General features: G+C 43.5%; 27 protein-coding genes. 2 read left to right on the forward strand and 25 right to left on the reverse strand.

Translation table 11 applies throughout. The features are described 5' to 3' along the window. Nucleotides 1–19: 19 nt before the first annotated feature. From NYR52_RS14465 to NYR52_RS14510, 10 genes are all read right to left on the reverse strand, one after another. Nucleotides 20–1495, reverse strand: a complete 1476-nt coding sequence (locus NYR52_RS14465; protein ID WP_259435903.1) for a CdiA family toxin C-terminal domain-containing protein — start codon at nucleotides 1493–1495, stop codon at nucleotides 20–22. Between the two features lie 410 nt (nucleotides 1496–1905). Then, nucleotides 1906–2298 (reverse strand): hypothetical protein, encoded by a 393-nt coding sequence (locus NYR52_RS14470; protein WP_259435904.1) that lies wholly within the window; start codon nucleotides 2296–2298, stop codon nucleotides 1906–1908. Nucleotides 2299–2512: 214 nt separating this feature from the next. Next, on the reverse strand, nucleotides 2513–2944 hold the full coding sequence (locus tag NYR52_RS14475; protein ID WP_259435905.1) for a hypothetical protein: 432 nt from the start codon (nucleotides 2942–2944) through the stop codon (nucleotides 2513–2515). A 67-nt stretch (nucleotides 2945–3011) separates the two neighbouring features. Further along, on the reverse strand, nucleotides 3012–3344 hold the full coding sequence (locus tag NYR52_RS14480; RefSeq protein ID WP_132221307.1) for a hypothetical protein: 333 nt from the start codon (nucleotides 3342–3344) through the stop codon (nucleotides 3012–3014). Nucleotides 3345–3417: 73 nt separating this feature from the next. Next, nucleotides 3418–3978 carry a hypothetical protein gene (locus NYR52_RS14485; RefSeq protein WP_022737166.1) on the reverse strand — a complete coding sequence of 187 codons (561 nt, stop codon included), beginning with the start codon at nucleotides 3976–3978 and terminating at the stop codon, nucleotides 3418–3420. Between the two features lie 10 nt (nucleotides 3979–3988). Continuing rightward, nucleotides 3989–5158 (reverse strand): phage tail tape measure protein, encoded by a 1170-nt coding sequence (locus NYR52_RS14490; protein ID WP_259435906.1) that lies wholly within the window; start codon nucleotides 5156–5158, stop codon nucleotides 3989–3991. 50 nt (nucleotides 5159–5208) lie between these two features. Next, a complete protein-coding gene (locus tag NYR52_RS14495) occupies nucleotides 5209–5418 on the reverse strand; it encodes a hypothetical protein (RefSeq protein WP_259435907.1) in 210 nt (69 codons plus the stop codon). Between the two features lie 261 nt (nucleotides 5419–5679). Next, a complete protein-coding gene (locus NYR52_RS14500; RefSeq protein ID WP_259435908.1) occupies nucleotides 5680–6594 on the reverse strand; it encodes an ABC transporter ATP-binding protein in 915 nt (304 codons plus the stop codon). Between the two features lie 226 nt (nucleotides 6595–6820). After that, a protein-coding gene (locus NYR52_RS14505; protein ID WP_375163144.1) for an IS5 family transposase occupies nucleotides 6821–7661 on the reverse strand; the annotation gives its coding sequence in 2 pieces (ribosomal slippage) (nucleotides 6821–7324 and nucleotides 7326–7661; 840 coding nt in all). Between the two features lie 57 nt (nucleotides 7662–7718). Then, the gene (locus NYR52_RS14510; protein WP_259435909.1) at nucleotides 7719–8231 is read right to left on the reverse strand and encodes an ABC transporter permease; all 513 of its coding nucleotides are present in this window, start codon (nucleotides 8229–8231) and stop codon (nucleotides 7719–7721) included. Between the two features lie 497 nt (nucleotides 8232–8728). Here NYR52_RS14510 and NYR52_RS14515 point away from each other — a divergent pair. Beyond that, nucleotides 8729–9569, forward strand: a protein-coding gene (locus NYR52_RS14515) for an IS5 family transposase (RefSeq protein WP_375163157.1) whose coding sequence is annotated in 2 segments (ribosomal slippage) — nucleotides 8729–9064 and nucleotides 9066–9569 — 840 coding nt in all. Because the reading frame shifts where the segments join, the coding sequence is not laid out codon by codon here. 494 nt (nucleotides 9570–10063) lie between these two features. After that, nucleotides 10064–10414: an HIT family protein gene (locus tag NYR52_RS14520; RefSeq protein ID WP_310795325.1), complete on the forward strand. Its 351-nt coding sequence runs from the start codon at nucleotides 10064–10066 to the stop codon at nucleotides 10412–10414. A gap of 395 nt (nucleotides 10415–10809) precedes the next feature. Here the strand turns inward: NYR52_RS14520 and NYR52_RS14525 are convergent, their stop codons facing one another. Genes NYR52_RS14525 through NYR52_RS14595 form a run of 15 tightly spaced genes read right to left on the reverse strand, consistent with a single transcriptional unit; the run spans nucleotide 10810 to nucleotide 22287 of the window. Beyond that, entirely contained in the window at nucleotides 10810–11589 is a 780-nt protein-coding gene (locus NYR52_RS14525; protein WP_259435910.1) for an alpha/beta fold hydrolase, read from the reverse strand. Between the two features lie 17 nt (nucleotides 11590–11606). Next, nucleotides 11607–12920 (reverse strand): salicylate synthase, encoded by a 1314-nt coding sequence (locus NYR52_RS14530; protein WP_259435911.1) that lies wholly within the window; start codon nucleotides 12918–12920, stop codon nucleotides 11607–11609. A gap of 2 nt (nucleotides 12921–12922) precedes the next feature. After that, complete coding sequence (locus tag NYR52_RS14535; RefSeq protein ID WP_259435912.1) at nucleotides 12923–13387, reverse strand: SRPBCC family protein; 465 nt, start codon at nucleotides 13385–13387, stop codon at nucleotides 12923–12925. A gap of 10 nt (nucleotides 13388–13397) precedes the next feature. Continuing rightward, the gene (locus NYR52_RS14540) at nucleotides 13398–14225 is read right to left on the reverse strand and encodes a cyclase family protein (protein ID WP_132221323.1); all 828 of its coding nucleotides are present in this window, start codon (nucleotides 14223–14225) and stop codon (nucleotides 13398–13400) included. Continuing rightward, nucleotides 14209–14526: a carboxymuconolactone decarboxylase family protein gene (locus NYR52_RS14545; protein ID WP_022737180.1), complete on the reverse strand. Its 318-nt coding sequence runs from the start codon at nucleotides 14524–14526 to the stop codon at nucleotides 14209–14211. Before NYR52_RS14545 ends, NYR52_RS14540 begins: the two co-directional genes overlap by 17 nt. Next, nucleotides 14519–14908, reverse strand: a complete 390-nt coding sequence (locus tag NYR52_RS14550; RefSeq protein ID WP_259435913.1) for a cupin domain-containing protein — start codon at nucleotides 14906–14908, stop codon at nucleotides 14519–14521. The genes NYR52_RS14545 and NYR52_RS14550 overlap by 8 nt, the downstream gene beginning before the upstream one ends. Next, nucleotides 14905–16455 carry a benzoate-CoA ligase family protein gene (locus tag NYR52_RS14555; RefSeq protein WP_132221327.1) on the reverse strand — a complete coding sequence of 517 codons (1551 nt, stop codon included), beginning with the start codon at nucleotides 16453–16455 and terminating at the stop codon, nucleotides 14905–14907. The genes NYR52_RS14550 and NYR52_RS14555 overlap by 4 nt, the downstream gene beginning before the upstream one ends. Before the next feature lie 37 nt (nucleotides 16456–16492). Then, on the reverse strand, nucleotides 16493–16864 hold the full coding sequence (locus NYR52_RS14560) for a holo-ACP synthase (RefSeq protein WP_022737183.1): 372 nt from the start codon (nucleotides 16862–16864) through the stop codon (nucleotides 16493–16495). A gap of 2 nt (nucleotides 16865–16866) precedes the next feature. Continuing rightward, nucleotides 16867–17490, reverse strand: coding sequence for a class I SAM-dependent methyltransferase (locus NYR52_RS14565; RefSeq protein ID WP_259435914.1), 624 nt, complete (start codon nucleotides 17488–17490; stop codon nucleotides 16867–16869). A 3-nt stretch (nucleotides 17491–17493) separates the two neighbouring features. Next, entirely contained in the window at nucleotides 17494–17739 is a 246-nt protein-coding gene (locus NYR52_RS14570; protein ID WP_022737185.1) for an acyl carrier protein, read from the reverse strand. A gap of 10 nt (nucleotides 17740–17749) precedes the next feature. Beyond that, nucleotides 17750–18967 (reverse strand): beta-ketoacyl-[acyl-carrier-protein] synthase family protein, encoded by a 1218-nt coding sequence (locus NYR52_RS14575; RefSeq protein WP_259435915.1) that lies wholly within the window; start codon nucleotides 18965–18967, stop codon nucleotides 17750–17752. Beyond that, on the reverse strand, nucleotides 18960–20234 hold the full coding sequence (locus NYR52_RS14580) for a beta-ketoacyl-[acyl-carrier-protein] synthase family protein (protein ID WP_259435916.1): 1275 nt from the start codon (nucleotides 20232–20234) through the stop codon (nucleotides 18960–18962). The genes NYR52_RS14575 and NYR52_RS14580 overlap by 8 nt, the downstream gene beginning before the upstream one ends. A 33-nt stretch (nucleotides 20235–20267) precedes the next feature. After that, a complete protein-coding gene (locus NYR52_RS14585) occupies nucleotides 20268–20894 on the reverse strand; it encodes a ferritin-like domain-containing protein (protein WP_022737188.1) in 627 nt (208 codons plus the stop codon). A 4-nt stretch (nucleotides 20895–20898) separates the two neighbouring features. Then, nucleotides 20899–21732 carry a class I SAM-dependent methyltransferase gene (locus tag NYR52_RS14590; RefSeq protein ID WP_132221333.1) on the reverse strand — a complete coding sequence of 278 codons (834 nt, stop codon included), beginning with the start codon at nucleotides 21730–21732 and terminating at the stop codon, nucleotides 20899–20901. Between the two features lie 33 nt (nucleotides 21733–21765). Beyond that, nucleotides 21766–22287 carry a cupin domain-containing protein gene (locus NYR52_RS14595; RefSeq protein WP_259435917.1) on the reverse strand — a complete coding sequence of 174 codons (522 nt, stop codon included), beginning with the start codon at nucleotides 22285–22287 and terminating at the stop codon, nucleotides 21766–21768. Between the last annotated feature and the right edge of the window lie 37 nt (nucleotides 22288–22324).

Below are 22324 nucleotides of genomic sequence, written 5' to 3' on the forward strand. Positions count from 1 at the left end.
TTAAGGCCCCCTAATATGTTTAATTAATCACAGGAAAGAAGTTAATAATCTCATCTGTATTTTTGTCTTTAAAACCTATAAACTTTAACTTTTCTCCATTTATCTCTGCGAAACCTTCAACCGTATCACTAGGAGATCTACCTTTACCGAGACTTATCCTTTTACTATCGATTCCCTCTGCCATAGCTTCTTTACCTAATTTTAAAATCTGTTCATCAGATATTATGTTAGGATCGTAAACCGTTTTAGGGTTCTTATATACTTTCCAATTTCCTGTAAAATTTCCCTTGCCGCCATTAGCCATACTTTTGCCATCATAGACTGGTAATTTATACTTGATCTCATAAATACCTTTTACCTTGGGATGCTGTGTTTTATAGACAATTACTTGACTGATATCTGTAACTTGGTCACTAAAATTATCTAAAATGAATTTTTCAAAGTTACTTAGATTATGACCACCTTTTATTCCAATCGATGGCTTTGCTCTAAATCCTTCTACCTCTATTAAATGTTTATCATAACCCTTTTTAAATTTGACTTTAATGTTCGCTATATCTTTAGTAATTTCACTCGTCGTTCCCTTACTCCCACCATTTGAAGCAAACTTCTGCAACCAAGCACCAAACGGTGTATCCCCAACAGTCTTCGGAGCAGAAGTCGTCCCATCCTTAAAAACAGAAACGGCCGTTAACGGAATATCATTGATTTTGGATACAACAGCAGGACCAATGAGTTTTCCTCCGTATTGAGCAACCCCCAAACCAGCAAACCCAATCGCAACACTTAATAATCCGGCAAGTCCTGCTTTCTTCCAGTCCACCTTCCCATCACGCATATAATCGAAGGATGCACTGTCCGCCACTCCGGCCACACCACCTGATCCGACGAACGGAAGCCATTTGCCTAGCCACGGAGGAGCCATTGTTGCGATTCTCCCCCCAATCAACCGAAAGGCAAGCGCACCGGCCCCTAATCCAATCAAACCGGCGATTCCCCCAATTAACGCCTCTTGGGCTATGCTAGAAACATCCTTATCAGCCATCCAAGCACCAAATCCGCTAACCGCCATTCCCATCACGATCGAAGTGCCTACAAGGGGGTTGGTACTTAGTAAAAACAGTCCCAGCCCCAGACACAGCAGCGCTAAAATCAAGGACAACTGCTTTTGCAGCCATTTCAATAGTTGATCAATAAAACCGGTCGATTCTTGCACCGGGGCTTTAGGAATTTCCGCCTTCGGCACTTCAACCTTATTTTCCGGTATCTTCACTTTAGGTATCTCAATTGGATCACTCGGTATCTCTACTTTTGGTATCTCAATGGGGTCATTGCTCGGAATCGTTGGTAATTCAATGCCATCTGCAAGTAATATCTGCTCTGATTTTGAGGCCATCCATGGATGGGTCTGCGCAAATGTTAAATGGGGTATATATAAATTTATGACAAATAGTAGAAATAGAATAGTAGCTATCTTCCACTTGTCCTTAAACAACAATATTCCTCCTTCGCCCTAAACTACCTTCATTTCTGAAAGCGATGATTTGGTTCAACAACATGGCAAGAGCCCCTCCACAGGCGATTACAATGATATATTCCCACATTGGTGACTCTTTACAACTTACTGATTCGTACCTTACCTCAAAACTTAGCTGCAATTTATTTCAAAGAAATAGGTAAGAAAACACATATTTAATCAAAAAGGGGTCCGTTCGCAACCAGATTAACTGTCCTAAAGTTGGTGCATCTTAATGGTTACTAACCATCCGTTTATGAAACTCCCTTATATAAAAATAATAAGGGCTTCAAATGTAAGAAGCCCCGATCAACTTAATTCGTTCTCTTCATTAATTTCAAACCACTGAAGATCCAAGTTGTTCTCTTTAATCATTGCACCAATTAAGCTTACTTTTTTTCAATCATATCACTAAAATACTCATCAATATCAAAATCGGGTGGATATTTCGGTCCCGATGTACGCATCCATTCTTCTACAAACACTTTTTGAATCTGTTTTTTGTTTTCTTTCTTCCCACGAATAATGACATAATCATAATCAGGAGTATGAAAATCTATATGGTACAACAAGAAAATGTTTTTATCCTCAGGGTGAGAAATGACCAAATTCGTAAATCGATCTTCGGATTCCCAAGCTTCCTCAAACTTTTTTTCAACCTGATATCGATCAAATGGAATCTCTAGGACAGACAAAATACGATCCAATTGATTATCGAGCGCCGTAATTTCATAGATAGGCCAATTCTGTTCAAATTGGCAGTAGTCTGTTAGTTCACCCAAATGAACCTCATTTCAATCTCAACCAATTGGATAGCTTTTGATATTCGTAAGCATAACCATTTTCATCAATAATCTACATGAGCTATTCCTCATCCCCCATCACTAGTAGATTATTCGCTAGTACCTTAAGATCAGCCCTGACCTCTGTACTGCCATTGTATCTTCGCCCTATAATTAGTTATTTGAACAAATCGTATCAGAACTACTCTAGTTTTCATCCTAAACTGCAATTAATGTTCAAATTATAACGTTCAATAAATTTGGGAACCCAATCGCGCTCTGGATGATGAAGTACATTCCTAAAGACAGGTGGTTGCTGCCCAGTAACATAATCAGATATGAAGCCGGATTTCCGCACTTCTAAAAAAACTTCCTTAACCTTTTCTACATACTCACTTCCAAAACGAAGAACAATTCCATCAAACTCACCTTCAGCTAGTAATTGCACCAAAATAAACGTATTGGTGTCTTTGTTTATATCTTGAATAACATACACATCAGTCTTATCTCTGTTAAACCATTTCTCCTCAAAATCTTCTTCGTCATAGGGTAAACCCAATATGTTGGCCAGCTCTCTTAAAAAATCCGGATTTAAGTCAAGTGATGGCATAGAAAATTGAAATTGAACATGGTCATTGCTACCCACTTATTTCACTACTTTCACGAATAACTTTGAATTACTAACCCAGTATCCCTTCTTTTGGTGCGGTTTCTTAAGTATCCTCTTTTAAAATTCGATCTTCCGTATCCATCATTTCTTTCGCATCCATAATCAACTTAGTTAAATTCAAATTAGGATACTTCTTATCCAATCTTTCCAAGCATTTGATATACGCTACACTTTGCAATTTGTAAGCGACATCTTCAAATACTTCACTTATCCATTCTATTTCTTCTTCAGAGCAAGTTTCCAATAATTTAATTGTTTGAAGTTCATTCATACTTAATAATTCCGTTAATTTATCCCAATACATATAGGCACTCAGATCATTTGGATGCAACGTTGATCTTATTTTTATAATCTGTCTAACTTGCTTTTCAAGCATACTTATGACTCCTACAGCCGCTGTCCTACATCAGGAATAATAGTGCCTATTTTTCCGTTTGTCCTTATAACTACTAATCTCTTATCTGATTTATCTTTGCTGTTAATCTTTGAATTCGCCTAGAAAAGATCAGCTCTTGATTAATTTGCTCTAACTCCTTAATATATTGAAAACTTTTTTTTAGTATCTCTTCTTTTAAATCCTTATATGCTATTTTTTCATTTATAAATTCATATCCCTGGTATGGTAATGAAGTCGTAACCACAGCATCACGAATATCTAAGGTGTTTTTTGAATGAACAAAGATTGCTCCAGCATAGATATAATCACTTTTATCCAACTTTTTAAACTCAATAAAAACATCGGGGGTCTCTATATCTCTTACTGCGACATAATCATGCTTTTCAAGTAATTTTACTGCTTGAAGAAAATGGTCAAACCAGATCGTAATTAAATCGAAACCTTCTTCACCTGGGCGTAATTCATTTTCATGGTATGTTGTATTACAATAAAATTTGTCATTGAAGCGGATCATAAAAAAGCCCTCAATTTCTCCCCAACGATCAAAACTATCTCTATCAAGTGTTTTTAGTTCATCTATATCTTCTATAATTCTATACTTTACCTCTACCATGATACATCTCCTAACGTCCAAAATAACTAAGGTTTAGTTTATGCGACCCATACGCTGTTGCAAATTGTCCATCAGAATGAATGAAGATAGTAATTTGTTCACCATCTGAATTAAATATATATTCACCTGTAATCCCCTTCTGAATAGCTTCATTATACCCTTTCTCTACCTCTGAAATAATTTTTTCTGTGCTCCACTTCGGATTAAAAAATGAGTTTTTTTCCAATTTAGCCTTTAAGACATCATCTGATAAGTATGGAACTTGTTTACTAAAATTGAATACAATATGCTTACTAAAATGTTTGATATCGCTTTTGCTTAAAGAAACATAACTAGTTTTCTTAGGCGTCCCCTTACTCCCACCATTTGAAGCAAACTTCTGCAACCAAGCACCAAACGGTGTATCTCCAACAGTTTTCGAATTAGGAACTTTTCCTACTCCGGGTGCTTCAAGAACTTCCAAAGTGGGAATGGGAAGTTTATTAATCTTAGCCACAACCGGGCCTGCATGTTTTTCAATCGTAGCCGTAGCTTTATTAATGAGTGGTTGCACAAGTGGATAAGCACCCGAAGCAAAACCGAACAATGTAGCTCCGGCCAGCCCTGAGAGAATAGCTCGTTTCCAATTCAGCTCGTTCCCTCTTAACCAGTCATCTACGCCACTGGTGATAGCCCCTTCTGTTGCAGCCATGGCACCCATTTTGCTAAAGAGTCCGCTGGCCATGCGTTGGACAAAAGCGGGAGATTTACCAAGAATCTGCTTCCCACCACTGATAATAGGACCTAGAAAACGCGATCCTGTTATAGCGGCTCCAAGCCCTGGCGCAAACTTCGCCAAACCGGAAAAGAGCGCACTCGCTGCTCCACCACCAATGGCTCCAGCCGCTCCACCAATAGCCGCTCCCAACAGCACCGTCTTATCCACTTTGCCGCCATTTAGTAACGCCCCGAAGCCAAGTGAAAGACCCCAGTTCGCCAACAGCATGAGCCCCAACGGCTCCAATCCTGGAATGAGTAAGAGCCCGACTCCAGCAATGATTACCCCAGCTGAAGCAACCACTTCTTTATTTTCCTTCACCCATTGCCATACGCTATCTAGAGCATTGGCAGTGTTATTCCATAAAGACTGGGTGACTTCCCCCAACTCGATGTTTTTTATATTTTCCCAGGTTTCAGACAATCCTTCTTTGAACTTGTTTTTTAATGCTTGATAACCAAATGCAAGATCGTTTATCCATTCTGGCCTTCTAAAAAATCGTTTTTTCTTTCGTTAAATGATTGTTCTTTAGAATCTTCATCCACTGAGACAACCATGTTTTGTCCTGTGATCACTTGCATGATCTTATCTTTCAGTGCTCCTTGCACCTCTGCAAAGGCCATCACTTGGTTTAACAATAAAGCCAGCGCAACTCCACAGGCGATGACCACCACATATTCCATTGTTGGCGACCCTTTGCGACTCTGCAGTCCTCTCGCCATTCTACTTAAGAATTTTTTCAATAAGCGTTCACCTTCCAAATGATGATTTGATACAATCCTATTTTACGTCAATAGGAAATGAGTGGAAATATTTTAAACAAAACGCTTCATATATGCTGGTAGCTTTCCCTGAATATATTTTCTTAAAAAAACAAAAACTGCGAGATGTCGCGGCTAGTCTTTGGCAGAGTATAGTAGACTTCTAAATGAATGATCATCGATTTATTGTGTTGCTTTAGATTCCAAAAATATTTTTTCTAATGAAACTTCTTCAAATTGAACACGGTAAATAGAAATTCCTTCCCTTACAGCGATGGAAATGATTTCAGGAAAAACCTGATCTGAATCAATCTTTAAATGAAAACCAGACTCAGTTGATTTTGCAAAGATTCCTCGTTGTTTAAGACTTTGAATAAACGAATCTTTAGCGTTCGCTTCTTGTTTAGTAACCAAATATACATGAATAGAAGCTTGATTCTTTTCTCTCAATTCCCTTAAAGTCCCCATTTGAGTAATCGTTCCATTTTGCATGATTGCCACGCGATGGCATATCTTCTCAACTTCTTCTAGGTTATGTGATGTCATAAATATGGTTTTACCTTGTTGTGACAAAGAAAATATGAGTTCTCTAATTTCGATCGCTGACTCTGGATCAAGTGTTGAAGTCGGTTCATCAAGAAAAATGATTTCTGGATTACCAATTAGCGCTTGAGCGATTCCTAATTTTTTCTTCATTCCTAGCGAGTAAGAATGCACCTTTTTTTTCTCATGGCCTTGTAGCCCAACTCGTTCTAATAGTTGATACAAGTCTTGTTTCTTTATTTTTACTCTCTTTAACTCTCCAAAAAGTGTTAAATGATCCAAGGAAGAGTAAGCCGGATAAAAATTGGAGCTATCTGGTAGTACACCGACCTTTTGATAAATAACAGAGGGGTTCTCCAACACATCCTGTCCAAATAAAAAAACCTTTCCCGATGTTGGGCGAACAATCCCTGTAATCATATTTATTGTCGTACTTTTTCCAGCACCGTTTTTCCCCAGATAACCAAATATTTCGCCTTTTCCTACTTGGAAAGTAACATTGTTCACAACTGCCCTATTTCCGTACATCTTAGTTAAATTTTCTACTTTAATCACCGTATTATAAATCCTTTCTCGCAAAAATTATTGTTGCAACGAAAACCAGTAACAAGCTGATCAACAGCGGTAGAAGTATCCAATAACCTTTTAAAAGAAAATAGTAATATGGAGTAAGATACCGCAAAATCCCCCAAATCACCCCGTTTTTAGCAAGGGATAACACACCAACAACGGGATAGAGAATACTTGTAATAATCCCTACTAGGGCGTGTCTGGTGAATGATTAATTGAGCCACATGATCAAGGAAATCAAGGTAATGGCGGCACAAAAATAAACCGCCCGTTTTTCATAACGAGTGGCGAAGCCACGCCATTGCTTCAGGCGGTTAATACAGCGTTCAATCACGTTTCGGCGTGAATATTGTTCTTTGTTGAAGGTCAGAGGACGCCCCGGCTTTTTGGCCCGACGCTCCGCCTGATCTCTGCGTTCGGGGATGGTATGGGAAATCCCACGTTTTTGAAGAAATCGACGACAAGACGGATAACTGTAGCCGCGATCGGCAATCAGATGATCCGGCCTCTTGCGAGGCCTTCCTTTTCCCAAACAGGGAACGGAAATGGAATCGAGTAATGCTTGTAATTGGGTACAGTCATGCTGTTGACCGGGAGTGATTGTAAAAGCAAGCGGTCGACCTTTTCCGTCACAAGCAAGATGGATTTTGGTCGTCAGACCTCCGCGGCTTCGTCCGAGTGCCTCATTCTGGAAGCGAGGGTCCCCCTTTTTTCGGCGCGCCTGCGGCGTGCTGATGAGCTCGGACAATCGTGCTGTCAACGAAAACAACCCAATCGACATCGGAAACGGCGTGGGAGTAAGTCTGAACATGCTTAAGCAAGCGATCCCACGTCCCATCCTTTTGCCAACGTGTAAAACGATAGTAGCAAGTTTTCCAAGAACCATAACGTGCAGGCAGATCCCGCCAGGGAGCTCCCGTCCCAAACTTCCACAGGATTCCGTTCAAAATGGTTCGGTGGTCTTTCCACTGTCCGCCTCGTTTCCCATTCGAAGGCAATAAAGGCTCGATCTTTTCCCAAGCCTCATCTGTAATCTCATAACGCCGTCTCATCATGATGTCTCCTTGCTTTTGTTGTTATGAACATTCTAACAGGAAATCATGATGGATTCACCAGACACGCCCTAATAATGTATATGAAGGTCGGTAAATAATTGTAGACAACAATATCGTCCAACTGATCACAAAAGACACAAAGCAAACTAAACTCCCTAATAGATGAATGTCGATGGTTTTAGAAACAAAAGCAATTGGGATATACGACAGACATAAAATCGTGCTCCAAAAGAGAACGATACCCAAGTATTTCCCTAAGATAATGGAGGAACGACTAGACTTGGTCACCAAAAAACGAATTGTCTGGGTTTCGATCTCTTTATTCACGATGTCATGAGAAAGGAGACATACAAATAAGAACCCCAGCCCGATTACCAAAAATCTTAATCCTGCTGCATAAGGCGATCCCATTTCAATTTGAGACAATCCATCCGAAGACAGATGGTTAAGGTTTTCCCCAACAACATCAGCAATAAAGTAAGAAAACCCAATAAACACAACTAATATAAAAACGGATTTAAAACCACGAAACAAAGCGAAAAATTCCTTTTTACATATCGCTAACATATAAAACGACATCTCCATTCAATTTTTCTTTTTTTTGTTATACCCAACTATTCCGTAAAATTATCTCAAAGCACATAAATGATTTAAAACCCTTCTAGGACTTGTTATCATAATATCTCTGACCTTAAATTCCTTTTTTCACCTCGATTTCCCCTAGAACGATATACCCAATCCCTATAAGTAGTGTAATAACGCTTGAGATTTGCAACTCACTCCCTAATAATTCAAGAAAATAAGGGAAATTCAAACCTACTTCTACTCTTGTGTTTAAAAATTGCAGCAGCAATGTAACGAGTGGCAAATAAGATTGAAGAGATCAAACAAAAGATGGCTCCGGTTAAAATCCTGTACACACAAAAAGCCTCCTACCAATCATTAATGAAAGAACTAAACTTCTTAACGAACTAAACATTACTAATGCATTAGGGCGTGTCTGGTGAATCCATCATGTTTTCCTGTTAGAATGTTCATAACAACAAAAGCAAGGAGACATCATGATGAGACGGCGTTATGAGATTACAGATGAGGCTTGGGAAAAGATCGAGCCTTTATTGCCTTCGAATGGGAAACGAGGCGGACAGTGGAAAGACCACCGAACCATTTTGGACGGAATCCTATGGAAGTTTGGGACGGGAGCTCCCTGGCGGGATCTGCCTGCACGTTATGGTTCTTGGAAAACTTGCTACTATCGTTTTACACGTTGGCAAAAGGATGGGACGTGGGATCGCTTGCTTAAGCATGTTCAGACTTACTCCCACGCCGTTTCCGATGTCGATTGGGTTGTTTTCGTTGACAGCACGATTGTCCGAGCTCATCAGCACGCCGCAGGCGCGCCGAAAAAAGGGGGACCCTCGCTTCCAGAATGAGGCACTCGGACGAAGCCGCGGAGGTCTGACGACCAAAATCCATCTTGCTTGTGACGGAAAAGGTCGACCGCTTGCTTTTACAATCACTCCCGGTCAACAGCATGACTGTACCCAATTACAAGCATTACTCGATTCCATTTCCGTTCCCTGTTTGGGAAAAGGAAGGCCTCGCAAGAGGCCGGATCATCTGATTGCCGATCGCGGCTACAGTTATCCGTCTTGTCGTCGATTTCTTCAAAAACGTGGGATTTCCCATACCATCCCCGAACGCAGAGATCAGGCGGAGCGTCGGGCAAAAAAGCCGGGACGTCCTCTGACCTTCAACAAAGAACAATATTCACGCCGAAACGTGATTGAACGCTGTATTAACCGCCTGAAGCAATGGCGTGGCTTCGCCACTCGTTATGAAAAACGGGCGGTTTATTTTTGTGCTGCCATTACCTTGATTTCCTTGATCATGTGGCTCAATTAATCATTCACCAGACACGCCCTAGTTTCATCTCTTTTATAATACATACGAATCGTTACAAAAACTTTTCTAAAATATAAATTTATTTAATATGACTCTTACTCTTTGGTAAATAATCTGGATTTCATATAAATCTAAAATCTCTTAAAGATCTTCTCCACTATACTTCTTCTCTTCGATCCATGCCCAGCACTTATCGATCACTTCTCTTGCCTAAGAGATACCACTCGTAATTTTCTATTTTATGCAGGGTTCTTTCTGTCAAGGTTAGTAAATACGCCACTCTGGCATCAACATGTACTCTCTCCGCCCATTCAAACCACTTCATAATCATAACATCCTTATTCCTTAAAACATCTTTTTAAAAGCCTATTCCGGTTCGCTTTATGCCTCTAAAGCACAAAAAAACGCGAATTCTCGCGATTTACTTTTGGCAATATCAGATCTTGCTCCAGGTCACCGTGCTAACTGATCTTTATAACAGGGGTGAGTAATATTTGAAAAACATTACCTTAGCAGACGACCGTAAGATTACTGCTCATTGTTTAAGCTGTGCCATTGTAGAAGGAACCGTACAGCCAAATGGTGGCACAATCTATGAAACAAAGTTTTTTCATGCTCATCAAGATGTTGCATACCCTGTTCGAGGTCTTGTAATTTTAGCTTCAAAAAGGCATGTGAAGTGTCTAGATGAGCTTACCGAAGAGGAACTAAATGATTATATTCATACGCTTCATCTGATACGTAAAGCACAACGCAAAGTTTTAGGGATTGAACAAGTCTACTATTTCTATAATGAAGATACTACACACCATTTCCATACATGGATGGTTCCCCGATATGATTAGATGGATCAGTTTGGGAGATCGATCGAATCAGTTTGTCCTGTACTTCTGCATGCAAGACAAAAAAGAAATGATCAAGATGAAATCAAAAAAATAATAGAAGCCATCCATGCGCTAAAAAACTATTTATCTACTTCAAATTAGAAATGAAGTGGTTATTCTATCACCCTTTCCTACCTCTTTTCAGTCGTCTCCTCTCATCGATTTAACAATCTCTTCTATTCGGCTGCTATGCATTGCACAAGCATGATCGATTCATTTCCATTCCAGTTGGGCTTATCAAATTGCCAAATCATCAACAAATCAAATACCCCCACCGCTTCCACACACACGGCAGGGGCATATGCCAACCGTAAATTTCTTTTCCTCGGCTTTGCTGATTGTAACTGGTTTGAAAATCAACACTCAGGAACAGCATGATAAAACCGATGGATCTCGTGTGCGACTGACTGTGGCTGTTCCACTTGCACATAATGCCCCGCGTTGGGTATTCCCACGTGCTTGGCACAGTTTAAGCCTTTAGCCAAGTTGCGTGAATGGCGAGGTGAAATAATCACATCTTCATTCGCTGAAATAACCAAAGCCGGACAGGGAATCCTTGACAACTCTCCTTGTAGGTCAATTTGACTCACGCCGGAAAAATCCTGGCTCGCCGCATCCGTTCGTAAGCGCAAATATTCATTCAGTACAAGCGATTGCTTTTCTTCCGGTACCCCCGGAAAAAAACTCCCTTTCAATGATTCCAAATCCCACTCTCCTGACAATGCTTGCTTTACGAAGTCAGGATGTAATCTGATTTTGGCTGAGGTGCATAACAGGATTAATCGGTTTACGTTCGCGGGAAATTGCAAAGCAAACTGTAAACCGATCAGACCGCCAATGGAGTGCCCCACATACGTGACAGGTCGTTTCACCGACAAGGCATCTAAGAACCGATCAATAAATGCTGCCACGTCTGGAATGGTTTTGCATATTGTCCCACCCGTCAATCCATGTCCGGGCAAATCCAAGGCAATGATCGGCATGTCCATCTCCGTCTCCAAAAAAAGAGGATGCCAGTGGCGGACACTGCCTCCGCCACCATGAATGAAAAGGCACACATCCTCTGAATGATCGATTTCCTCGATGTTTCTTACTTCATAGTACGTGCGAATGCCGCCAACATCAATCCATGCCATTCTCACACGCCACTCCTTCACTCATGTTTCAGCACCAAAGTGGACAGCATGGTGTTCATTTTGTTAACCGTCTCCATGTATTCATTCTCAGGATTCGATTCTCCCATGATACCGGCACCCGCTTGAAACGAAATGACATCGCCGTATTGGAAAACAGAACGTATCGCAATCGCCAAATCCGCTCTATCGCTTGAATCAATCCACCCTACCGCTCCGGCATAGATGCCTCTCGGCTCCTCTTCCAACTGCGAAATCCATTCCAGCGCGGAAGCTTTGTCGATTCCCGACACGGTGATGCCGGGCAACAAGGCTTTTAACGCATCCCAGGATGTCCGATCCGCTTTGAGCGTCCCTCCAACCCGTGACGAAAGATGCTGAACACAACGGTATCGTTTCACTTGCATGAAATCCAGCACCCGAACCGTATCTGGCTCGCACACACTCCGAATCTCATCCTGCGCCAACCAGATAGACAATGCGTGTTCTTTCACCTCTTTTGCATCGGTGAATAACTCATCGTGCAATTGTCGATCCCGTTCAGGTGAGTCCCCGCGCGGACGTGTCCCAGCAAGTGGATTGGTCAGCACAAATCTCTCATGATCGACGGCCATGAGGATCTCAGGGCTAAAACCCACCACTTTTGTACCTCCCAGTTTAAGACAATACGAACGCACGCTGTTGTTGACGTTTGACCCCTCTGCATAAGTGAGAACGGGATCAAGTTGATCATGTACCTTGACTGAACGGGATAGGATCGCCTTATGAAGCTTTCGTTGCTGGATCTTGTCAATGAGACATTGGACTTTTTGTTGATAGTTTTCGCGGTCAGCATAGTCCAGTTTCAGCGGATACCGCTCATAGGTCGGCAAGTCAACCTCCGACTCCAATATTTTGATCAATTCATCCTGCTGGGTGACCGACTTTACATAAACCCCGCTTTGGGTGAAACGAAGCTCGAACTCCGGCACGATCATGCACAAGATTGGCTCCGCACTGGATTTGGAATAGTTATAGTAATATTTGCAAACATCAAACCCCACATAACCATATGCCGTCCACTGCTCCAAAGGAAGCGTGTACAAAAACCTCTCTGCTTGTTTGAGTGGATCCTTCGCCGCTTCTTCTGTAGTGTCACCAGCATATTGAAAGCGAACCATGTCTTGTTGCACTTCGACTTTGGCCACCACATTGCCGACAAGCCGAACCTCACCATTTCCTTCATATAATAGATAATCAGTCACAAAATCACTTGTTGCCAGTTGGTGCAGGACTTTTAATGGTTCTTTCGCGCCTGCCACAAATGTCTCTTCATACATTGGGGTTTTCTTCACCCTTATCCCTCCACATTTCCCGGCCATGATTCTACTTTTTCTTTCACGGCGCTCATTTGGATCTTGGTATTTTGATTGAGGAAATGGGTCATTTTCTCTTCACTGATTGGACATTCTGGATCCACTTCAAATTCTTGCATCCATGTCATTTTCACTTGATTGGGGCTTAAGACCTCATAAGACCACCGAATATTCATATATTTAAACGGAAACTTAGGGTCCAATCTTTCCGCGATCGCTTGTTTATTCTCCTTGTCGATGATGCGCCGGGACACCCATGTGCGGGAAGGCCGCTCCCCTTCCGGATATGTTGTCAGTTGAAAAAGCACTTCGTTTCCGTTTTTCTCCAACACCTTTGCTTCCTTGTATTCCGTAAATAATTTCGTCCAAAGTTCAATATCGTTGGTCAAGTCAAACGTAGTATCAAAATCGCGTTCTACGATAATCGAGTTTTCAATGCGTGGCATTTTGCTCCTCCTATTCATTCACAATACCGACAGCTCTCACCCAACTCGCATCAAGCCCTTTCACACGCAATGGAAAGCATGCGACATGGAAGCCTGACGGAGGCAACTGATCCAAATTGGTCAACCGTTCGATTTGGATATACTCCCGTTCGCGCCCATAAAAGTGTGCCGGCCACAATACTTCTGGGTTTTTGGTACGCCAAAATTCCTCGAGCATCACGCCAAATGGCCGGTCAAAACCATAACTATCAATCCCCATCACTTTAACTCCCTGGTCGGCAAGCCATTGTGTCGCTTCGCGGCTCATCCCCGGGGCATGCGTAAAGTATTCCCGCTTTCCCCAGAGTCGGTCCGTGCCTGTCCACAATAAGACAATGTCATAAGGTTGAATCACATGATTCGCTTCTTTCAAAGCATGTTGTATGTCGGCAACCGTTATGAGCTCCCCAGGTCCCTTAAAGCGCAGATCCAAGCGGACTCCGGGTGCATAAAACCATTCCAGGGGAATTTCATCAATCGATTTTGCGGGCTTGCCTTCACACTTGGAACCATAGTGGATGGGCGCATCCACATGGGTGCCCATATGTGTCGGAATCGTAACCACATCCATCGTCAAAAATTCCTGATCTGGAAAATCGGAGGGCTTAATCTTGCGCGATCCTTTCATATAGCGAAAGAATTGCGCAATTCGTTTCGTTAGCGGCAATTTGTTATTCCATGCCGCTTGTCGACAAAAATGCCGAGCTCCCCGCTTATGATCGAGCCGCTTTACAGCCACTTTCATCGGTTCGGAAGGTGAATTTTCCACCAACACACTTAAATCAATCAGCTTGCTCACCATGACCCTCCCACTGCCGAATCGCTTCCAAGGCACGTTCCACCGCCAAGGTCACATTGGAGACCCCCACCGCCGGCATTGCCAACAAAATGGCCGCAATAATCTCTTCTTTGGTCGCTCCGTGTTGCAATGCCCGTTCGACATGTGTGTCAATCGCCCGTAACCCGCGGTTTGCCGTAAAAATGCCGATCAAAATCAATTCGTTGGTTTTTTCATCCATGGGAGAGTATTGCTTGATTTCCTTCGTCAGGTTAAAAAAACCATCCGCCACATTGGGTGCTTCCTGAATAATGTTACGCATGTCCGTTCCCTCCCATATTTCTATGACCCGCTTGTGCGGTTGGAGCCAGAGGAGCAGTGGCAAACACTACTTTGATTAGTTCGTCCCCCGTGTTCTCTATGGAATGAGGCACACCTTTCGGCACAATCAAAGCCTCTCCTGCAGAGAATTCAATCGATTCTACTCCCTCCAGGTAAAGAACCCCTTTCCCTTGCAACACATAAAAACATTCTTCCCCATAATCATGAACATGCTTTTTGACGGTGGTTCCCACAGGAACTGTTGCCGTCCCCATAATCAATTGCGTAGCGTCAACCGTTTTGGGTGACATCATGACCCTCACTTCGCCACCTTTGTCGACGAGTGGTTTCACTTCCATTTCCGCCACTTTATACTTTCTCAAATCGGCATCTCCTTTCCCCGTGTAGCAGTCAGCCTTTTTCTGTCTATTTTGCCTGTGGAGGTTCGCGGAAGTTTCTCAATCACATACACCCGTTGCGGAACCTTGTAAGCTGGCAGTTTTGAGCGCAAGACTTTTCGCAGTTCTTGCTCCAGATGAGTGTTTTTCCCGTCATTTGCTTTTGGGCACACATACGCCGCAACCATCACCATCCCCCGCTCATCTTGTTCCGGTATGACGGCGGCATCCAACAAATCAGCATACCGCAAAAGCGCATCCTCGATTTCGAAAGGGATGATCCATTGCCCATTCACTTTAAAGCAATCATCATTCCGACCAACAAAATAATAATAACCGTCCTCATCCTTATAATAACGGTCCCCCGTCCGCATGGACTCTCCACAGATCGCCTCTCGCGTCTCACGATGACGATTCCAGTAACCCTGCATTAAACTCTCTCCCGTCACTACAAGATCACCTACATGACCTGGTGGAAGCTCATTTCCTTCAGAATCCAGCAATTTGATCTCATAACCATCCACCGGTTTGCCTGTACTTCCAGGCCTACAGTCACCAGGAGTGTTGGAAAGGAAAATGTGCAACAACTCCGTCGTCCCGATCCCCTCGCAGATTTCTTTGCCATATCGTTCTTTCCACTTGCGCCAAATGGTTGGGGGCAATTGCTCCGCTGCCGAAATAAACAAGCGAACAGAATCATCATGCAGTGGCGCGATGTCGTCGACTGCCAGGATGCTGGCGTAGATAAACGGCAGGCCGAAAAATACTGTTGGCCGATAACGGTGAATGTCATCGATCACGTCAAACACGTTCTCCGCATCTGACAAAACAACGGAAGCCCCGACGTACAATGGAAAATACAACGAATTCCCCAAACCATAAGCAAATGGCATGTTGGCAACCGAATAAATAACATCCTGCTCTGTCAGATGAATGGTGTTTTTCGCATAAGTTTCCGCACAAACCACCATGTCGTGATGAAGGTGGATCACTCCTTTGGGACGCCCTGTGCTGCCGGAAGTATATAGCCAGAATGCAACATCATCCCGTGACGTATTTGCCGCTTCCGTCTCCTCAACATAGTGTGACAAACGGGACTCAAGCGGAATAACGTCATCCACCAAAAGCACTTCCTTCAAAAAAGGACTGTCTTTCCGGGACAAACCGTCATATAAGGATTTGGTGGTGATCAATAATTTCGCCCTGGCATCCGTCAGCATGTATTCAACATCACTTACCTTGCAGGAAACATTGATCGCCACCGGGACTGCCCCAATCCAAATTGCGCCCCAAAATGCGTAAACAAATGCCGGGCAGTCGGGCAAATAGATGCAAATGCGATTCTCCCAATCAATTTGCAAATCTTTCAGCAAGCTTGCCATTTTTCGCACATTGGCATAGAGTTCGGCATATGAGATCGTTTGGTCCTTATAATAAATTGCCGTTTTGTCGGCTAGGTTTGTTAGATTCTTCTCCAAAAAATACGACGCAACATTAAATTGCGGAGAAATCTGATCATAAATGCTCTTCATCGATATCCCCTTAGCATCCTGTTATGATAAGGGCATGTCAGCCCTCGGCGATCAGGTGAACAAGAACATGGTCGTCAAAGGAACTCCAGCATCCCATAATGTTTTTGATATTATTCTCATTAGCGATCTGAAGGGCTTCATTATGCAGACGAACAAAGACACGGCTCATTTCAATATGGATTTCAATGTCAGTCCATTCGATAGTGGCAAACCCTGTTCCCAATGCTTTTGCTGTTGCCTCTTTAGCGGAAAAGCAAACCGCATAGCTCAAACCTGATAAATCCGATTTGCACTGCTCCAGTTCATACGGTGTGAAAATCATCTGCAATACTTCGTCATCATATTCCTGGATCAGATGAGCTATGCGATCCACCCTTTCGATATCCACTCCAATTCCTTTAACAGACATCTTTACTCAGATTTGAACCATAACGAGAACCAGCCCAATGGAAATTGGCGTTGTTCCGTGGAGAATGAGAGAACCCGCTCCAAATGTTCGAGATAAAAATGAGAAGCAAAGGTATCAATTAACTCTTTGCTGGAGATTCGTCGTGGCTGCGGGCCTCCGGGAATTTTGTCCGAAAACGAACGCAAGACGAATAATCCACCAGGCTTGAGAACGCGCAATACTTCCTTCACATATTGCCCCCGTTCTTCATCGGTGAGATGGTGAAAACACCCTTGATCGCAAAATACATCAAACTCCCCATCTCCAACGGGAAGATTCAGCGCGTCGGCCACGTGAAAGTCCACATTCACGCCATAAACATCCGCCAACTTCCGTGCGGTTTCGATTGCCGATTCCGAAATGTCGACTGCTGTCACTTCCATGTCCCGTACAGCGAGAAAAACCGCTTCTGTACCGATGCCACAACCCACTTCAATCACTTTGGAATGCGGTTTGATCGTTTGATCCCATACCAGTTTGATCAATTCCGGCGAAGCTGTGCCGGCTGTCCACTCATGACGGCTGGGCAGCTTTTCACTGTATGCTTTCGTGAAATAGGAACGAACATCTGGAACAGTTGGACGCATCTTTTACGTCGCCTCCCCATTTTTTTTGTCCAATTCAGACTTGACCAGGTCGCAAATATCTTTGACTGTTTTATCTTCTCTGGCGGCAATTTTCACTTGCACACCAAATTGCTTCTTTAATTCAAGTGAAAGTTGCACCGTTTCTGTGGAATCCAAGGCCAAATCTTGACGCAAATAGGCATTCTCATGCACCTCTTCAGCCGGGATGCCTAAAGCAACGATCATCTCCTTAAACTTTTCATAAACCATATAAATCCCCCTATTGATCTTGATCAGTAAAGGATCGAATAATGATCGACACATTGACGCCTTCCCTTGCCCGTGATTGCACCAAGGCATGAGATACCTGACGCACCAACGGTTCCTGCACAATCTCTACGGAGTCACTGGTCAAAGGCTTCTTAAGATTGATTGTGGGCGGCACCACACCCGTTTCCATCGCCAGCAATGCACAAGCTAGTTCCGTCGCACCACTTGCCCCATATAAATGCCCATACATTGACTTGGGCACCGTTACCTGCGTTTGGTCAAACACTTCCTCAAAGCTTTCCAGCTCCACGCGGTCACTTGTGCGACACCCAGAACCTTCCGCAAACACGATATCGATATCGTCGGGAGTCAATTCTGCTTGACTTAAAGCCTTCCTTATTCCTTTTTGCATTGCCAGCCCCTGTTCCGGATTGTGATCGGTGGTCATCGAGGTAGCAATCACTTCTCCGTATATGCGTGCATTACGCGCCCGTGCGTGTTCCAACTCTTCAAGAATCAAAATGGTGCTTCCCTCTCCCAACACAATCCCGTTACTCTCCTGATCAAATGGCTGATAAGCATCTTCAGGTGTCTTGGCGGCTGCCAAATCGCCTGTTTCGTAATAACATGTCATGCCAAAAGGAGTAAGCGGCGCTTCCGTCCCTCCGGTAAGAACGAGATCGTTATATCCCATTTGAATGGAACGAACACCAAAATAAATGCCACACGCACCACTCGCGCGATCACAGACAAAGCTTTTGCTATACCCTTTGATTCCATGGCGTATTGTGATAAACCCTTGGGGCGCGGTGGGGAACCAAGCGGTCGCTTGCCAAGGATTCACATAGGAAGCCCCTTGCTTGTACAATTCGTAAAAACCGCGTTCGCATATATCCCAACCTCCCGCGTTGTTCCCCAGGAAGACCCCCACCCGATGCAGATCCTCCTGTTGCAAGTCCACATCCCCATCAGCAAGTGACAACTGCGCTGCTGCCAACGCGTAATGGGTAAAAAGGTCTGTCTTTACCTTAAACCTGCGTGGGATAAAATCGTCTGCTTGAAAATCAGTAATTTCACCGGCAACTTGCACCGGAAATTGGGATGCGTCAAAGCGAGTGATCTGTCTGAGCGCCGACTCTCCACGACTGACCTTGTTCCAAAATTCCTCTTTGCCAATCCCAGACGGATTGACAATCCCCATTCCAGTAATAACCACCCGCTTAAGCACGTTGGGTACCTCCATATTTTCGAAAAATCGCGGTCGAATGAATACCGCCAAAGCCGCTTGCGGTCACCATTGCCGTGTTAACGGGCAAACTTCTCGCTTCATTGGGTACATAATCCAAATCGCATTCCGGATCAGGAAACTCGTAATGGGCCGTTGGGTGCACCACCGAATGATTAATGGACATCAAAGCTGAGATCACACCCATCAAGCTGGCAGAAGACAACGAATGACCAATCATCGATTTGGTGGAACTGATTGGCACCTTATAAGCGTGTTCCCCCAAAACGCGCTTGAAGGCATTGGTCTCAAACACATCATTTTGTGGAGTTGAACTTCCATGCGCATTGATATAATCAATTTCTTCCGGCTTTACACCACCCATGTGCATTGCGGCGCTTATCACGTCACTCATCGACTGGCCATCCGCTTTCAAATCGGTCATATGAAAAGCGTTGCTCACGCTGTAATAGCTAACCACCTCGCCATAAATGCGGGCTCCTCTGGCAAGCGCGTGCTGCTCTTCTTCCAAGACCAGAAAAGCGGCCCCTTCACCAATGACAAATCCGGCGCGTTTGGCATCAAAAGGCCTTGAAGCCTTTTTGGCTTCACACTCGGCGACAGACAAAGAACCGATAATATCCAAGGTGGCGTATGTCAAATCAACCAAAGGTGCTTCAGACGCCCCTGCCAGCATGACCTTGGTCTCACCAGACCGGATCAACTCATAACTGAGCCCCAACGCATCCAAGCCCGCCGTGCAACCAGTGGACAAGGAAGTGCACGGGCCTTGAAGCGAATATTTTTTAGCCAACAGTGCAGCGGGATAGTTAAACATTCCGGAGTTATAAAATATCTCTCCCACCTGCTGGTATTCCAACATTTGGTCATCGTTATCACTCAACCTTTTAAACATATCTGCTACCGTTTGTGTGCCGCCAATCGCTGAAGAGAAAATAATCCCTCTCTCATCAGCCTCTGCCACAGAAGGAGCGAGTGAGGCATCTTCCATCGCAAGCTGTCCAGCAGCTAAACCAAATTGCACAAACCGATCTTGAGCAGAAAAATCTATATCATCCCAATATTCGATTAATTTATCTTGGTCAAATTCCTGTAGCCGTGCCAATACTTTGCTGTTAATATCCATCGATTCCATCTCGGCGTCCCGGACGATATAGGATTCTCCCGCGACCAACTGCTCCCAAAATCGCTCTTTGCCAACCCCGTTTGGGGCTATGACTCCGATCCCTGTCACTACAACTCTATTCATAAATCATCCCCAAGTCTGTATAAATGAATTTGCCTAAATTTGGACGAACACTTCTCTCGCTTGGCGCATCAACTTCATTGCTTCACGCGTAGCCTTCAACGCGCGCTCCTGCAGCTCTGGCGTCGTGCAATATTTCTTTAACAAGGTACACCCAAATGAAACATGGAAGTGCTCATCTTTGGCCACTTTTTCCACTGTATTCCGGATGGACTCTGGAAAACGATCCAAAGCAAACTCCATAAAACCAAGAGCGGCACTTTCCGATGCGATGTTATGCGCTGCCAACCGTTCAACCAAATGATCCAACCCTGGATAATACTCTTCCATCAAATAGCGCCATTCTTTAGGCGGAGTGAATGCATCTGGATCAGTGTACTCCTGCAAATACTTGCGCAACCACACATAATGATTTGCTTCATCACGGATCTGATGCGCAAAATTTACGAACGCATCGGGTTCTTTTGTTGTCTTCAGCCAATCGGCAATAAAATACGTTGCCGCTTTTTCATAGTAGACCGCAAAATTCAACCAATGTTTGATCACAAATTCCGGCAACTCGGCCTGCTCATCTAAACCTTCAAGTCTGATCTGTCTCTTCTTCTCTTCCTGATCATCCATTACTTCCTTCAGGAGCTGATCCACGAACAAAGCACTGTCCATCTTGTCAATTCCTTTCTACTGTAGCTTTGAGAAAATACGTGTTATCGCGGCTCATGAGAATCTCACCAAAATATTTTTGTTCCAAATCTTCTCTCGGTATCAATTGAACGGCATGATAGCCCATTTCCTTAAGGCGAGTTCTCAATTCTTCCATATCAAAAAAGCCAATCCACGGTTCTCCGATCTTTTCCAAAAAGGCAAGATTTTTTTCAACACCCACACTGACGGGCTTGTCCCCTTCAAAAAATGACTTGATGTTGATCAAATCGGCATAAAAGGCAAACTGTTTAAAGTTCGCGGCAAACGCGTCCATCACTTGATACACGGCTTCTTTGGCAAAATAATAAGTGGCTCCTTCCCAGACAACGGTCGTGGGCTCGTTAAAGTCCACCCCATTATCCCGCAAAGAATCCATCAATTCCTTGGGCGGCCGGTTCAAGTCAAACCCGACAAATTTGACATCGGAGACATCAATCTCCGCTTGCGTAAATACGTTTCGGCAGAATGCTTGTGAATAGGGATGATCGACACTAAAGAAATGTTTTCCTTTCCATTCCGGCAAAGACGTTGCCCGCAAATCAAAACCGGCGCTCAACACAATGAGTTGGGTATGATGCTTGGCTTGGTCGATCAAGGCATCACGAAAATACAGGCTCCGCAACACTACACTACGCGAGAACATGCCGCGGGACCCACGATCCAAAATCTCACAGTTTTTCTCAGCATCGGGCAACAACAAAGCTATTTTTTGTGAATATGGGTCCTTTAGCAAATCTGCATTTGCGGCTCTAACGGCACAAACGGCTTCCATGGTTAAACTTTTTGATTTTAGACTCACACCAACACCCGCCCGCAATAAATATATGAATATTTACAATTCGACAGGGACACGTTCCGGCACCGTTCCAGTTGTATAAAAGAAACGAATGGCTTTCATGCGCTTTTCTTCAGTCAGTTCAAACCATTGCCATACTCCTTCAGGCACTTGGATAAACTCCCCTGCCTCCACCGTGACTTGAAATTTGGTTCCGTCATGACCGAGATAACCAAACTTCGCACTTCCATCCACAAAATACCAAAACTCATTTTCAAAGTGAAAATGAATGGGAGCAAATTTACTTAGTATAAAATCTAAATGCTCAAATTCAGGATAAAAACAGACCACATCAGACCGATATCCTGTCAATGATGAAAATTTATCTATTTCCTCAGGAAAAAGATCAATTAGGCCAGAGCGTTGCTCATCCGTCAACGTCTGCAGCTTCGCTAATTCCTTTGCTTGGTCGGGCAGCTCAACTTTCCCAAACTGAATGCCAAACCTCTCCAAAAAAAGCGTTATCTTTTCATGATCTTGGGTCTCTACTTCTTCATTAAAAACAAAGAGATTAGCCATTTTTTCCCCTCCTTGTCAATTAATGATCTGAATAATT

This window comes from Laceyella sacchari (genome assembly GCF_024927925.1).
In the GTDB taxonomy this organism is placed as follows: Bacteria; Bacillota; Bacilli; order Thermoactinomycetales; family Thermoactinomycetaceae; genus Laceyella; species Laceyella sacchari.

Excerpts from the sequence above, each read along its gene's own strand:
- NYR52_RS14480 (WP_132221307.1), bottom strand. The coding sequence starts at position 3,344 with ATGCTTGAAAAGCAAGTTAGACAGATTATAAAAATAAGATCAACGTTG.
- NYR52_RS14485 (WP_022737166.1), bottom strand. The coding sequence starts at position 3,978 with ATGGTAGAGGTAAAGTATAGAATTATAGAAGATATAGATGAACTAAAA.
- NYR52_RS14495 (WP_259435907.1), bottom strand. The coding sequence starts at position 5,418 with ATGGAATATGTGGTGGTCATCGCCTGTGGAGTTGCGCTGGCTTTATTG.
- NYR52_RS14510 (WP_259435909.1), bottom strand. The coding sequence starts at position 8,231 with ATGTTAGCGATATGTAAAAAGGAATTTTTCGCTTTGTTTCGTGGTTTT.
- NYR52_RS14525 (WP_259435910.1), bottom strand. The coding sequence starts at position 11,589 with ATGGCATGGATTGATGTTGGCGGCATTCGCACGTACTATGAAGTAAGA.
- NYR52_RS14535 (WP_259435912.1), bottom strand. The coding sequence starts at position 13,387 with ATGCCACGCATTGAAAACTCGATTATCGTAGAACGCGATTTTGATACT.
- NYR52_RS14545 (WP_022737180.1), bottom strand. The coding sequence starts at position 14,526 with ATGCGTAACATTATTCAGGAAGCACCCAATGTGGCGGATGGTTTTTTT.
- NYR52_RS14555 (WP_132221327.1), bottom strand. The coding sequence starts at position 16,455 with ATGAAGAGCATTTATGATCAGATTTCTCCGCAATTTAATGTTGCGTCG.
- NYR52_RS14560 (WP_022737183.1), bottom strand. The coding sequence starts at position 16,864 with ATGTCTGTTAAAGGAATTGGAGTGGATATCGAAAGGGTGGATCGCATA.
- NYR52_RS14565 (WP_259435914.1), bottom strand. The coding sequence starts at position 17,490 with ATGCGTCCAACTGTTCCAGATGTTCGTTCCTATTTCACGAAAGCATAC.
- NYR52_RS14570 (WP_022737185.1), bottom strand. The coding sequence starts at position 17,739 with ATGGTTTATGAAAAGTTTAAGGAGATGATCGTTGCTTTAGGCATCCCG.
- NYR52_RS14580 (WP_259435916.1), bottom strand. The coding sequence starts at position 20,234 with ATGAATAGAGTTGTAGTGACAGGGATCGGAGTCATAGCCCCAAACGGG.
- NYR52_RS14585 (WP_022737188.1), bottom strand. The coding sequence starts at position 20,894 with ATGGACAGTGCTTTGTTCGTGGATCAGCTCCTGAAGGAAGTAATGGAT.
- NYR52_RS14595 (WP_259435917.1), bottom strand. The coding sequence starts at position 22,287 with ATGGCTAATCTCTTTGTTTTTAATGAAGAAGTAGAGACCCAAGATCAT.